The sequence below is a fragment of the Polaromonas sp. CF318 genome (assembly GCF_000282655.1).
In the GTDB taxonomy this organism is placed as follows: domain Bacteria; phylum Pseudomonadota; class Gammaproteobacteria; order Burkholderiales; family Burkholderiaceae_C; genus Polaromonas.
Genome location: NZ_AKIV01000135.1, coordinates 78,873 through 91,450 on the forward strand (window position 1 = coordinate 78,873; position 12,578 = coordinate 91,450).

At 65.6% G+C, this 12,578-nt stretch carries 10 protein-coding genes; 3 read left to right on the forward strand and 7 right to left on the reverse strand.

The features are described 5' to 3' along the window. Positions 1-8 precede the first annotated feature (8 nt). Positions 9-2,375, forward strand: coding sequence for an ATP-binding protein (locus tag PMI15_RS20315; RefSeq protein ID WP_007873812.1), 2,367 nt, complete (start codon positions 9-11; stop codon positions 2,373-2,375). A 17-nt stretch (positions 2,376-2,392) separates the two neighbouring features. Here PMI15_RS20315 and PMI15_RS20320 read toward each other — a convergent pair whose 3' ends face one another. From PMI15_RS20320 to PMI15_RS20350, 7 genes are all read right to left on the reverse strand, one after another. Then, entirely contained in the window at positions 2,393-3,226 is an 834-nt protein-coding gene (locus PMI15_RS20320; RefSeq protein ID WP_007873813.1) for a class II glutamine amidotransferase, read from the reverse strand. 10 nt (positions 3,227-3,236) lie between these two features. Continuing rightward, positions 3,237-3,980, reverse strand: a complete 744-nt coding sequence (locus PMI15_RS20325) for an amino acid ABC transporter ATP-binding protein (protein WP_007873815.1) — start codon at positions 3,978-3,980, stop codon at positions 3,237-3,239. 14 nt (positions 3,981-3,994) lie between these two features. Further along, positions 3,995-5,098, reverse strand: coding sequence for an amino acid ABC transporter permease (locus PMI15_RS20330; RefSeq protein ID WP_007873816.1), 1,104 nt, complete (start codon positions 5,096-5,098; stop codon positions 3,995-3,997). A gap of 3 nt (positions 5,099-5,101) precedes the next feature. Next, positions 5,102-6,304, reverse strand: a complete 1,203-nt coding sequence (locus PMI15_RS20335) for an amino acid ABC transporter permease (protein ID WP_007873817.1) — start codon at positions 6,302-6,304, stop codon at positions 5,102-5,104. 96 nt (positions 6,305-6,400) lie between these two features. Then, positions 6,401-7,375: an amino acid ABC transporter substrate-binding protein gene (locus tag PMI15_RS20340; protein ID WP_081499650.1), complete on the reverse strand. Its 975-nt coding sequence runs from the start codon at positions 7,373-7,375 to the stop codon at positions 6,401-6,403. Between the two features lie 380 nt (positions 7,376-7,755). Further along, positions 7,756-9,639 (reverse strand): DNA helicase RecQ, encoded by a 1,884-nt coding sequence (gene recQ, locus PMI15_RS20345; protein ID WP_007873820.1) that lies wholly within the window; start codon positions 9,637-9,639, stop codon positions 7,756-7,758. 50 nt (positions 9,640-9,689) lie between these two features. Next, entirely contained in the window at positions 9,690-10,082 is a 393-nt protein-coding gene (locus PMI15_RS20350) for a rhodanese-like domain-containing protein (RefSeq protein WP_007873822.1), read from the reverse strand. A gap of 161 nt (positions 10,083-10,243) precedes the next feature. On the opposite strand from PMI15_RS20350, the gene PMI15_RS20355 reads away from it, so the two are divergent. Beyond that, positions 10,244-11,290 carry a homocysteine S-methyltransferase family protein gene (locus PMI15_RS20355; RefSeq protein ID WP_007873824.1) on the forward strand — a complete coding sequence of 349 codons (1,047 nt, stop codon included), beginning with the start codon at positions 10,244-10,246 and terminating at the stop codon, positions 11,288-11,290. Positions 11,291-11,469: 179 nt separating this feature from the next. Beyond that, entirely contained in the window at positions 11,470-12,447 is a 978-nt protein-coding gene (locus tag PMI15_RS20360) for a tripartite tricarboxylate transporter substrate binding protein (RefSeq protein ID WP_007873825.1), read from the forward strand. Positions 12,448-12,578: the final 131 nt, after the last annotated feature.

A 12,578-nucleotide genomic window follows, 5' to 3' on the forward strand; every position in this document is an offset into this window, starting at 1 on the left:
GTTTGTCCATGAGCAAGCGTTCCGTTAGCGAGCAGCAGCAGTGGCTGCTGTCCCCCGGGCTGAAGGAAGCGCCGGTGCTGGACCTGATGTGTTCGCATTTCGTGCTGACGCTGGCGGCCCGCCAGGGCGCCAAGTTCAACGTCAGGCGCGACCTGAACAGCCTGCTCTCGCTCTCCGGCCGGCACCTGGTCTGGCCGCTGCCCGCGCTGCAGCGCCTGCGCGAGTTCCTGGTGCGCCGCTGCAAGGACAACGAATTCTGGCGCGGCCACGAAAGCCTGAGCGACGCCGAGTTCATGGCGCGCCACGGCGCCTGGCGCGGCCCCTATGAAGAGGGCACGCTGTTCTTCTACCTCGACGAACACGCCAAGGACCAGCCCAGGGATTTGCTCTCGGTGCTGGCCGCCACCGGCGACTGGCTCACGCACGCGCTCAAGAAACAATCCACCCTGGTCGAAAAAAACATCGACGCGCTGGCCAACCTGTTGCAACTCAACCGCGCCGAACGCGCGCTGCTGCTCTATGGCACGCTCGCGCGCTACCAACGCGACCTGCGCTCCCTGCTGGTCGAGTTCAAGGTCAACAACGCGCCCGAAGCCTATGCCGCCATCGCCGACGTGGCCGGCGTCAAGGCGCCCGAAGTCGCCGAAGCCTTGCGCGCGGGCTCGCGCCTGGAGCGCATAGGCATGGTCGAGAACCTGATCTCCGAACACAACATTACCGACCTGGCCGACCTCATGAAGGTCAGCGAAAAACTGCCGCCCGTGCTGATGCGCGAATACCGCGACCAGAACGAATTGATGGCCGTCTTCACCCGGCCCGCCGCGCACAGCAGCCTGGGCCTGGCCGATTTCGCATTTGTGCAGGAGGACGCGCAGGTGCTGGTGTCCCTGTTGCGCAATGCCGTGGCGACCAAGGAGCAGGGCGTCAACGTGCTGCTTTATGGCCCGCCCGGCACCGGCAAGACCGAGCTCGCCAAGGTCGTCACGCGGGCCGCCGGGCTGGACCTGTTCGAAGTCGAATACGCCGACCGCGACGGCAACTCGCTGAGCGGGCGCGACCGCTACCGCTCGCTGCAGATCGCGCAGGTCTTCCTCAAGGGCAGCACGCATTCGGCCTTGCTCTTCGACGAAGTCGAAGACGTGTTCCCGCCCATTTCCAGCGAAGCCGCGCAGCTCATGGCGCGTTCCGAACAGCTGCCGGTGCCGGCCAGCGGCTCGGTCAGCGGCAAGGCCTGGGTCAACCAGATCCTGGAATCCAACACCGTGCCCACGCTGTGGGTCACCAACCGCATCGAGCAGATAGACCCGGCCTTCCGCCGCCGCTTTGCCTACCACCTGGAGCTGCGCTCGCCGCCGCCCGGCGCGCGCGAGGGCGTGGTGCGCAAGACGCTGGAGGGCGTGCAGGTTAGCGACGCTTTTGTTGCCAAGCTCACCGCGCGCAAGGGCCTGACTCCCGCGCAGATACGTACGGCCGTTCGGTTTGCCCGGCTGGCCAGCGCGCCGGAGGACAAGGTTGACGCGCAGGTCGACGGCGAAGCCATGAAGGCCGCCCTGGCCGGCGGCCGGCCGCTGCTGATGGAGTCGCTGATAGAGCGGCAGCTCAGGAACGCCGACGTGGCCCTGGGCAACAAATCGGAGGCGGGAGGGCGGCGCAGCGTCACCACCTACGACCTGTCCATGCTCAATGTCGAGTCGCGCTTTGAGGTGCCTCGCATCGTCGAGGCCCTCAAGAGCCGCGGCCACGGCAGCCTGTGTTTTTACGGCCCACCCGGCACCGGCAAGACCGCGCTGGCCGAACACATCGCCAGGGCGCTGGACCTGCCCCTCATCATCAAGCAGGCCAGCGACCTCATGAGCAAATACGTTGGCGAGACCGAGCAGAACATGGCCGCCATGTTCCGCGAGGCCGAGTCCGAAAAAGCCGTGCTGCTGCTCGACGAGGCCGACAGCTTTCTGCAGGACAGGCGCGGCGCCCAGCGCACCTACGAAGTGACCGAGGTTAACGAAATGCTGCAGGGCATGGAGCGCCACGCCGGCATCTTCATCTGCACCACCAACCTGTTCAACAGCCTGGACCAGGCGGCGCTGCGCCGCTTTACCTTCAAGATCCGCTTCATGCCGTTAACGCGCGAGCAACGCGAAACCATGTTTGTGGTCGAAGCACTGGCCGGTGATACAACCCTGCTGGTCGGCGACCTGCGCGAGCGCCTGGGCAAGCTCACCCAGCTATGCCCCGGCGATTTCGCGGCCGTCAAGCGCCAGGTCGACATCCTCGCGGCCGAGTTTTCGGCCGAGGAATTCCTCGCGCAGCTGGAAGCCGAGCACCGCATCAAGCCCGAGGTGCGCGAGGGGCGCAGCATGGGCTTCCTGCAATAAAGCGGCCGTAGAACCGCTTAAACGCAGGCCAGGCTGGCCTGGTGTTTTTGCCGAATGGCTTCGCTGACCTCCAGCTGCGCCTGCCGCACGATGCGGCCGTCTTCCATCCACAGCAGCTGGCCCGGCTGCATCTGCTGCCAGTTCTCGTTGCGCGTGAGCGGCTGCGTCGCCACCACGCAGAGCCGGTCTTCCGGGTTGTTGGTCTGCGCAAAATCCATGCTGAGGTCGGCATCCACCAGGCTGGCGTTGGAAAAAGGCCATTCGCGCACCAGGTACCACAGCCGCGTCGAGCAGTGCGCGAAAAGCGACTGGCCGTTGGACAGCAGGTAGTTGAAGACACCGAACTCGGCCGTGCGCTCGCTCATGGCGCACAGCGTGTCGAACACGATGTCGGCCGAGCAGGGCTCGCGCGGGCTGATGCGCTTGAGTTCCTCCATCAGCGCGCAGAAAGCCCGCTCGCTGTCGGTGGTGCCCACCGGCTGGTAGTTGCCGGCGGACTCCGGCTGGTAGTCGATCAGGTCGCCGTTGTGGGCGAAGAGCCAATGCCGGCCCCAGAGCTCGCGGGTGAAGGGGTGGCAGTTTTCCAGCCTCATCGGGTCGCCCTGCGTGGCCTTGCGGATGTGCGAGACCACGTTACGCGACTTGATGGCGTAGTGCTTGAGCATCTCGGCCACCGGCGAGGTGGCCGCCGGCTGGGCATCGACAAAAAGGCGGCAGGCCTTGTCTTCAAAGAACCCGATACCGAAACCGTCCGCGTGGTGGTCGGTCAGGCCGCCGCGCGCGGCGAAACCGGTCAGCGAGAACCGCAGGTCGGCCGGCTTGGCCGAATTCATTCCCAATAACTGGCACATGGGCGCTAGTTTAATGCCCCAGAATTTTGGACAGAAAATCCTTGGCCCGGTCAGTCTGCGGATGGTTGAAGAACTCGGTGGGCGTGTTCTCCTCGACGATCTGGCCCTGGTCCATGAAGATCACGCGGTCGGCCACCGCCTTGGCAAAGCCCATTTCGTGCGTCACGCACAGCATGGTCATGCCCTGGTTGGCCAGCTCCATCATCACGTCCAGCACTTCCTTGATCATTTCCGGATCCAGCGCCGAGGTGGGCTCATCGAACAGCATGATCTTGGGCGTGAGGCACAGCGCCCGGGCAATCGCCACGCGCTGCTGCTGGCCGCCCGACAGCTGCAGCGGGTATTTCTGCGCCTGCTCGGCGATGCGCACACGCTCAAGCTGAGCCATGGCGCGCTCGATCGCGTCCTTTTTCGACAGGCCCGCCACCCAGGTTGGCGAGAGCGTGAGGTTTTCCAGCACCGTCAGGTGCGGAAACAGGTTGAACTGCTGGAACACCATGCCGACCTGGCGGCGCACCGCGTCAATCGCCTTGATGTCGTCGCCCAGCAGCGAACCCGCGACGGTGAGCTTGCCTTCCTGGTAGTCCTCCAGCGCGTTGATGCAGCGGATCATGGTGGACTTGCCCGAGCCCGAAGGCCCGCAGATCACCAGGCGCTCGCCCGGCTTGACTTGAAGGTCGATGTCGCGCAACACGTGGAAATTGTTGCCGTACCATTTGTTGACCTTGTCGAAGTGGATGGTGGGTTCACTCATTTTGTTATTCCTGTTCAACGGGCTTTGCCCACGGCGAGCCGGCGTTCAATCCACAGGCTGTAGCGCGACATGGCGAAGCAGCAGGTGAAATAAATCGCGGCGATGAAAATATAGGCCTCGATCTTGAAGGGCCGCCAGTTCGGGTCCGAACCGACCGCCAGCGACAGCGCGCCGGTGAGCTCGTACAGCGACACGATGGTCACCAGCGAGGTGTCCTTGAAGAGCGAGATGAAGTTGTTCATGATGCTGGGCACCACCGTGCCCAGGGCCTGCGGCAGCACGATCTTGACCTGCGTCTGCCAGTAGCCCAGGCCCAGGCTGGCCGCCGCCTCGGTCTGGCCCTTGGAGAGCGACTGCAGGCCGCCGCGCACGATCTCGGCCATATAGGCCGCCGCGAACAGCGTGATGCCGACGATGACGCGCACCAGCACGTCCGGCGACTGGCCTATGGGCATGAACAGCGGGAACATGAAGCTGGCCATGAACAACACCGAGATCAGCGGCACGCCGCGTATCAGCTCCACATAGATGACGCACAGCGTGCGTATCGCCGGCATGTTGGCGCGGCGCCCCAGCGCCACCATCACGGCGATGGGGAAGGCGATGGTCATGGAGATCACCGTGAGCATCACGGTCAGCGGCAGGCCGCCCCACTGGTCGGTCGTCACCTTGGCCAGACCCAGGACGCCCCCGCTCATCAGCGTGAAGAAGGCGGCCAGCACTGCCACCCAGAGCAGCGCCAGCCAGGGCTTCCAGAACCAGCGTATGCAGCTCGCCACCACCAGGCCCAGCAGCAGCAGGGTCGCGAGTTCGGCGCGCCAGTGTTCGGGCTGCGGATAGCGGCCCAGCAGGATGATGCGGCCTTTTTCGCGGATCACGCCCCAGCAGGCGCCCACGCCGCGCGCGGCCTGGCAGGCGTCGGGCTCCGCCGCGGTGACGGCATGGAAAATGCCCCACTGCGCGATGCCTGAAGCGGCCCACAGCAGCAGCGCCAGCACGATGAGGGACACCAGCGAATTGCCGACGCTGGAAAACAGGTTGTTGCGCAGCCAGGGGATAACACCCTCCATCTTGATGGGGGCGGGGCGGGCGGCGATCGGGACAAAGGTTTTGCTCATCGCTCAGCGCTCCTTGATGGCGGCACGGCTGTTGAACCAGTTCATCAGGCCGGACGTCGCCAGCGAGGTGCTCAGGTAGATCAGCATGATGATGGCGATGCACTCCACGGCCCGGCCGGTCTGGTTCAGCGAGGTGTTCGCGATGGAAACCAGGTCGGGGTAACCCACGGCCACGGCCAGCGAGGAGTTCTTGGTGAGGTTGAGGTACTGGTTGGTCAGCGGCGGGATGATGACCCGCAGCGCCTGCGGCAGCACCACCAGCCGCATCGAGTGGCCGCGCGACAGGCCCAGCGAGGCGCTGGCCTCATGCTGGCCCAGCGACACCGAGGCGATGCCGGCGCGCACCACCTCGGCCACGAAGGCGGAGGTGTAGAGCACCAGGCCCAGCAGCACCGCGAGGTATTCCGGCGACAGCGCGCCGCCGCCTTCGACCTGCGATTCGGTCAGCAATGGCAGGTTCCATTCGTTGGGTGCGCCGCCCGCGAGCCAGCCAAGCACCGCACCACCCACGACCAGCGCCAGCGACACCCAGAGCACCGGCCGCGGCTTGCCGGTCAGGTCGAAGTGACGACGCGCGCTGCGCGCATACAGCACACTCGCCACCACGCCCACCAGCGCCCCGGCGAGCGCCAGGGTCTGGCCCAGCCCCCAGACGGGAGAGGGATAGGACAGGCCGTTCTTGCTGACGTAAACCCATTTACCGATGTGCAGGGCCTGGTCGATGGCCGGCAGGTATTCGGTGAACAGCAGATACCACATCAGCAACTGCAGCAGGACCGGGATATTGCGGAACATTTCCACATAGCCGTAGCACAGGGCCCGCACCAGGGCGTTGCGCGAAAAGCGCCCCACGCCCAGCAGGGTGCCCAGGATGGAGGTCAGCACGATGCCGACCACCGCCACGCGCAGCGTGTTGACCAGCCCGACCAGGAAGGCTTTCCAGTAGGGGTCTATGGAGTCGTAGCTGAGCCAGCCTTCGCCGATATCGAAGCCGGCCGGCTGCAGCAGGAAGTCGAAGCCGCTCTGGATGCCGCGGGTCTTCATATTGGCCATGGTGTTGCTGACCAGCAGCCAGATCAGGAAGACGATCAGGCTGACGGCCAGCACCTGGTAGACGATGGCGCGCGCCTGCTTGCTGCGCCAGGAAAAAACTTTGCGCCGCAGGGCGGGTGCCGGGCGCGGTGGGATCAGGGAGTGCTCGGACATAAACGGTGTACCCAAAAAAAACGGGCCGCTCGACAACGGAGGGTTGTGAGCGGCCCGCTTGCGTTCAACGCATCGGAATCAGGCGATCAGAGATGATCAGCGCACCGGCATGGCGTACATCTGGCCGCCCTTGTTCCACTGGTTGTTCTGGCCGCGCGGCAGTGCCAGGGGCGTCTTGGGGCCGACGTTGCGCTCGAAGATCTCGCCGTAGTTGCCGACGGCCTTGACGGCGCGCACCAGCCACTCCTTGTCCAGGCCCAGCAGCTTGCCGGTGTCCTCGCCGCTGCCGGTCAGGCGCATGACCACGGGGTCCTTGCTTTCCTTGGTCATGGCATCGACGTTGGCCTGGGTCACGCCGTACTCTTCGGCTTCGATCAGGCCGTAGATCACCCACTTGACGATGGCGAACCACTCGTCGTCGCCGCGGCGCACCATGGGGCCCAGAGGCTCCTTGGAGATCAGCTCGGGCAGGATCAGGTGGTCGGCGGGAACCTTGGCTTCCTTGTTGCGCACCGAGGCCAGGCCCGAGGCGTCGGTGGTGTAAGCCTGGCAGCGGCCCGAGAAGTAGGCGGCGTTGACGGCCTCCTGCTTTTCAAACACCACCGGCTTCATGCCCAGGTTGTTGGCCTTGGAGAAGTCGGTCAGGTTTTTCTCGGTCGTGGTGCCGGACTGCACGCAGACGGTGGCGTTCTTCAGCGCCTTGGCGCTTTTGATCTTGCTCTTCACGGGGACCATGAAACCCTGGCCGTCGTAGTAAGTCACGGCGGTCATGTGCAGGCCCAGCGAAGCGTCGCGGGTCAGCGAGAAGGTGGTGTTGCGCGAGAGCACGTCGACTTCGCCGGACTGCAGCGCGGTGAAGCGCTGCTGGGCGTTCAGGGGAACCCATTTAACCTTGGTGGCATCGCCCAGCACGCTGGCGGCGACCGCCTTGCAGACGTCGACGTCAAGGCCGGTCCAGGCGCCGTTGCTGTCGGCGGCGGAGAAGCCCGCCAGGCCGACGTTCACGCCGCAAATGACCTGGCCGCGCGCCTTGATGGCATCCAGTGTCTTGCCGGCGTGGGCGGGTGCCATCGCAGCAAGGGTGAGGCCGGCGGCAGCCAGCGTGGCAAGTCCATGTTTTTTGGCGATTTTGATCACGAGATTCTCCAGTCAGTGAAACTTTTGTAGTCCAGCACGATGCGTGCCAGCGCCGAAATGCTAACCCAAGCATTGCGCGCGCCAAGGGGGCGCAAAGGCCTATTCGCTCGGGATAAACCCTTGCGAAAAATGCGTCATGAGCTTAATGATGGGTTGGTATGCAGGCCATGCATGGCGCCTGGACACCAACGCGGAACTTCGGGCCCGGCTGCCCCAAAACCGGGCGCGCCGTGCCCCCTGGAACAACCTTGTGCGCCAAACCCAGGCGGGACCCCCACCGCCAAGGGATAACCCTGATGGGGCGTGATGCTTTATCAGTCGGGCGCCGCGCACACCCGCAGCACTTCGGCGCCATAGGCTTCGCGCTTTTTGACACCTATGCCGCTGATGCCGTCCAGCTCGTCCAGGCTTTGCGGCGCCCGCTCGGCGATGGCGCGCAGCGTGGCGTCGTGAAAGATCACGAAGGCCGGCAGGTTGTGCTCGCGGGCGACTTCGGCGCGCCAGGCTTTGAGGCGCGCCAGGCGTTCCAGCGCGCCGGCATTGAGCGCGGCTTCCGCCAGGCCCTTGACCGAGGTCTTGGTCACGCGCTTGCCGCGGCCGCCGGCCTTGGCGCCGGCGGCCTGTTCGCGCAGCACCACGCTGACTTCGCCTTTGAGCACCTGGCGCGCGTCGGGCAGGAGTTGCAGGGTGCTGAAGGCCTCGGCATCCACGCGCACCATGTTGCGCGCGATCAGCTGGCGCAGCACGCCGCGCCACTGCGCCTCGGCCAGGTCCGCGCCTATGCCGAAGGTGCTGAGCTGGTCGTGGCCGTACTGGGCCATCTTGTCGGTCATCTTGCCGCGCAGGATGTCCATGATGTGGCCGGCGCCGAAGCTGATGCCGCTGGCCTGCTGCACGCGGTAGATGCAGCTGAGCATCTTGCGCGCGGCCTCGGTGGCATCCCAGACGGCCGGCGGGTTCAGGCAGTTGTCGCAATTCCCGCAGGGCTGGCTGTCTTCGCCAAAGTAACCCAGCAGGCTGACCCGGCGGCAGCGCGTGTCTTCCGCCAGCGTCAGCAGGGCGTCGAGCTTGCCGCGCATCACCTGCTTGAACTCCTCGCTGGCCGCCTCGCTGGTGTCAATCATGCGGCGCTGGTTCACCACGTCCTGCAGGCCGTAGACCATCCAGGCGTCGGCGCTCTGGCCGTCGCGGCCCGCGCGGCCGGTCTCCTGGTAATAGCCCTCGATGTTCTTGGGCATGTCCAGGTGGGCGACAAAACGCACGTCGGGCTTGTCTATGCCCATGCCGAAGGCGATGGTCGCCACCATGATGATGCCGTCCTCGCGCAGGAAGCGGTCCTGCCGCTGCTGGCGCAGAGCTGAATCGAGGCCGGCGTGGTAGGCCAGCGCTTTGAGGCCCGCGTCCTGCAGCATGCCGGCGATTTCCTCCACGCGCTTGCGTGACTGGCAATACACGATGCCGGCCTCGCCCTCGTGCTCGGTCTCGATGAAGCGCAGCAGCTGGCGCGTCGGGTCGGTTTTTTCGACGATGGTGTAGCGGATGTTGGGCCGGTCGAAGCTGCTGACGAACTGGCGCGCGTCTTCCAGCTTGAGGCGCTCAATCATGTCCTGGCGCGTCAGCGCGTCGGCCGTGGCCGTCAGCGCGATGCGCGGCACGTCGGGAAAGGTCTCGTGCAGCAGGCTCAGCGAGCGGTACTCGGGCCGGAAGTCGTGGCCCCACTGGCTCACGCAGTGCGCCTCGTCGATGGCGAACAGGCTCAGCAGCCCGCGCTCGTGCAGCGAGACCAGCAGGCCCTTCATGCGCGGCGTGTTGATGCGCTCGGGCGCGGCGTAAAGCAGCGTCAGCTCGTTACGCAGCAGCTGCTTTTCAAGCTGGCTGCTTTCGTCGAAGCTTTGCGTGGAATTGAGGAAGGCCGCCGACACGCCGGCCTCGTGCAGCGCCCCGACCTGGTCGTGCATCAGCGCGATCAGCGGCGAGATCACCACCGTCACGCCGTGGCCGGCCTGCTGCCGCACGATGGCCGGGATCTGGTAGCACAGCGACTTGCCGCCGCCCGTGGGCATCAGCACCAGCGCGTCGCCGCCGCGCACCACGTGGTCCACGATGGCTTGCTGCGGGCCCCGGAAGCTGTCGTAGCCGAAGACCTCGGCCAGCACGTGCAGCGGGGTGGAAGGGGAAGAGACGGGGAGGGAGGACAAGGTCGGGATGGAAAATGAAAACGGCTTGCGCGAAGGCTAGGAAGCGGGGGCTACATCTGCTCCCAGGGCAGGCCGTCAAAGCGCCAGCCCGAGAGCGTGGAGCGCTGGAACTGCTCATCGAGCTCACCCTCGAAGCCGTGCACCACATGCTGCACGTCGGTGAAGCCGGCTGCCTCCAGCGCCTTGCCCGCGTCCAGCGTGCGTTTGCCGGAGCGGCAGATCAGCAGCACCGGCTGCGCCTTGCCGCTGGCCTCGCGCGCCACGGCCTCGGCGAATTTTTCCGGGTCGGGCTGCAGGTCAGGGTATTCGTACCAGGGCACGTTGACCACGCCCGGCGGGCGGCCCACGTACAGCGACTCGATTTCCATGCGCACGTCGACAAACAGCGCGTCGGGATGCGACTGCAGCCAGGTCCAGGCTTCTTTGGGTTGAAAGTTTTTCATGATGGAACCAATACCCCTATTGTGGCCGATGGTGTCCCCGCGACATACCGCGGTTTGCCTTCCTCCCTGGGCGCGCGCGTTTTTGTGGGCGATCCGGCGTAAAAACCGGCGTGGCCGCTGCGGAGGCTGCCGAAAAAACCGTCGCACCTTAAAATTGGGGCATGAAGCCAATCACCTACACCCGCGGGCAGCAGCTGCCGGCCATCCTGGAGCAACGCATCGCCATCCTCGACGGCGCCATGGGCACCATGATCCAGCGCTTCAAGCTCAGCGAAGCCCAGTACCGCGGCGAGCGTTTCAAGGACTTCCACAAGGACGTCAAGGGCAACAACGAATTGCTGAGCCTTACGCGCCCCGACGTGATCCAGGACATCCATGAAGGCTACCTGGCCGCCGGCGCCGACATGATCGAAACCAACACCTTCGGCGCGACCACGGTGGCGCAGGCCGACTACGACATGGCCGACCTGGCCGTCGAGATGAACTACGAGTCCGCCCGCATCGCGCGCGCCGCCTGCGACAAGTTTTCGACCCCCGACAAGCCGCGTTTTGTGGTCGGCGCCCTGGGCCCCACGCCCAAGACGGCCAGCATCAGCCCCGACGTGAACGACCCCGGCGCGCGCAACACCAGCTTTGAGGAGCTGCGCAAGGCCTATTACGAACAGACCGAAGCCCTGGTCAAGGGCGGCAGCGACGTGCTGCTGGTCGAGACCATCTTCGACACGCTCAACGCCAAGGCGGCGCTGTTCGCCATCGACGAGTACTTCGACAACTCCGGCGAGCGCCTGCCCCTGATCATCAGCGGCACCGTGACCGACGCCTCGGGCCGCATCCTGAGCGGGCAGACCGTGACCGCCTTCTGGCACAGCGTGCGCCATGCCGCGCCGCTGGCCGTAGGACTCAATTGCGCGCTGGGCGCCACCCTGATGCGCCCCTACATCCAGGAGCTGGCCCGCGTGGCCGGCGACACCTTCATCAGCTGCTACCCGAATGCCGGCCTGCCCAACCCCATGAGCGACACCGGCTTCGACGAGACGCCCGACGTCACCTCGCGCCTGCTGCGCGAGTTCGCCGACGAAGGCCTGGTCAACATCGTGGGCGGCTGCTGCGGCACCACGCCGGACCACATAGGCGCCATCGCGCACGCCGTGGCCCCCGTGGCCGCGCGTTCGCGGCAGCGCGGCGCTTTTTACAAAGAAGCCGCCTGAACGGCCAACACGGCCATTTGTCTGTTCCCCCGGCATCCAGGCGGGGAGCGCCCATGGCGCGTCACGTTTAGCGGCTATAGTCAGGCCCGTTTGTCCGGCCTGGCTTTTCACTTTCCGGCGCTGCGTCCCGCAGTCGCCCGCGGCCGGACACACGCATCATCACAAAGGAAACCCTGAACGTGCGTTCATTCATCAAGATCGCCGCGGCATTCGCCGTGGCCACCGTCACCCTGGCGGCCCAGGCGCAGCTGGTGCCGCAAAAGCCCGTCACCATCGTCGTTCCCTACCCGGCCGGCGGCCCGCTCGACAATGCCGCGCACATCCTGGCCGACAAGCTGCGCCCCATGCTCAAGGCCGAGGTGCTGGTCGACAACCGGCCCGGCTCGGGCGGCAATGTGGGCGCCGCGCTGGTCGCCAAGGCGCCGGCCGACGGCCACACGCTGGTCATGGGCGCGGTCGCCACCCATGCCATCAACCCCTGGCTGTATCCCAACATGCCTTATGACGCGCTCAAGGACTTCACGCCCATCACGCTGGTGGCTCGTGTGCCCAATGTGCTGGTCATGAATGCCGAGACGGCCAAGCGCCTGAACATCAAGGACACCAAGGACCTGATCGCTTACGCGCGCAAGAACCCCGGCCGGCTGAACTATGCCTCGGGCGGTAACGGCAGCGCCGGCCACCTCGCCGGCGAGCTGTTCAAAAGCCTGGCCAAGATCAGCGTGGTGCACCTGCCTTCCAGCGGCTCGGCCCAGGCGCAGGCCGGCCTGCTGTCCGGCCAGACCGACCTGATGTTCGACAACCTGGCCTCGGCCAGCGCCAACATCAAGTCGGGCAAGCTGGTGGCCTTCGGTGTGACCACCATCAACCGCTCCAGCAGCTTCACCGAGATTCCCACCATCAATGACGTGCTGCCCGGTTTCCACATCAGCACCTGGTTCGGCATCTTCGGCCCGGCCAACCTGCCCAAAGCCACGACGGACCAGCTGCAAAAGGCCTTCGCCGCCGCGCTCAACACGCCCGACACGGCCGAAAAGTTTGCGCGCATGAGCGCCACGCCCAGTCCCATGACTTCGGCGGATTTTGCTTATATGGTGATGAAGGAGCACGCTGACTACGGCCGCCTGATCAAGGTGGCCAAGATCAAGCTGGACTGAGCGCCGCTCAAAAAGCCCTCCTGGCGTTGTTGTGGTCGCCAAGCCAGGACCGCCTCGCTGGGCTTGTGAGCGGCTCCAACAGGCATCCCGATTCCCGGGCATTCGCGCCGGGAATGGCGGGAGGGGTTTTC

Bases quoted from the DNA above. Each gene is read 5' to 3' on its own strand.
- PMI15_RS20325 (WP_007873815.1), bottom strand. From the start codon at position 3,980: ATGAGTGAACCCACCATCCACTTCGACAAGGTCAACAAATGGTACGGC.
- PMI15_RS20315 (WP_007873812.1), top strand. From the start codon at position 9: ATGAGCAAGCGTTCCGTTAGCGAGCAGCAGCAGTGGCTGCTGTCCCCC.
- PMI15_RS20350 (WP_007873822.1), bottom strand. From the start codon at position 10,082: ATGAAAAACTTTCAACCCAAAGAAGCCTGGACCTGGCTGCAGTCGCAT.
- PMI15_RS20340 (WP_081499650.1), bottom strand. From the start codon at position 7,375: ATGGCACCCGCCCACGCCGGCAAGACACTGGATGCCATCAAGGCGCGC.
- PMI15_RS20320 (WP_007873813.1), bottom strand. From the start codon at position 3,226: ATGTGCCAGTTATTGGGAATGAATTCGGCCAAGCCGGCCGACCTGCGG.
- PMI15_RS20330 (WP_007873816.1), bottom strand. From the start codon at position 5,098: ATGAGCAAAACCTTTGTCCCGATCGCCGCCCGCCCCGCCCCCATCAAG.
- PMI15_RS20355 (WP_007873824.1), top strand. From the start codon at position 10,244: ATGAAGCCAATCACCTACACCCGCGGGCAGCAGCTGCCGGCCATCCTG.
- PMI15_RS20335 (WP_007873817.1), bottom strand. From the start codon at position 6,304: ATGTCCGAGCACTCCCTGATCCCACCGCGCCCGGCACCCGCCCTGCGG.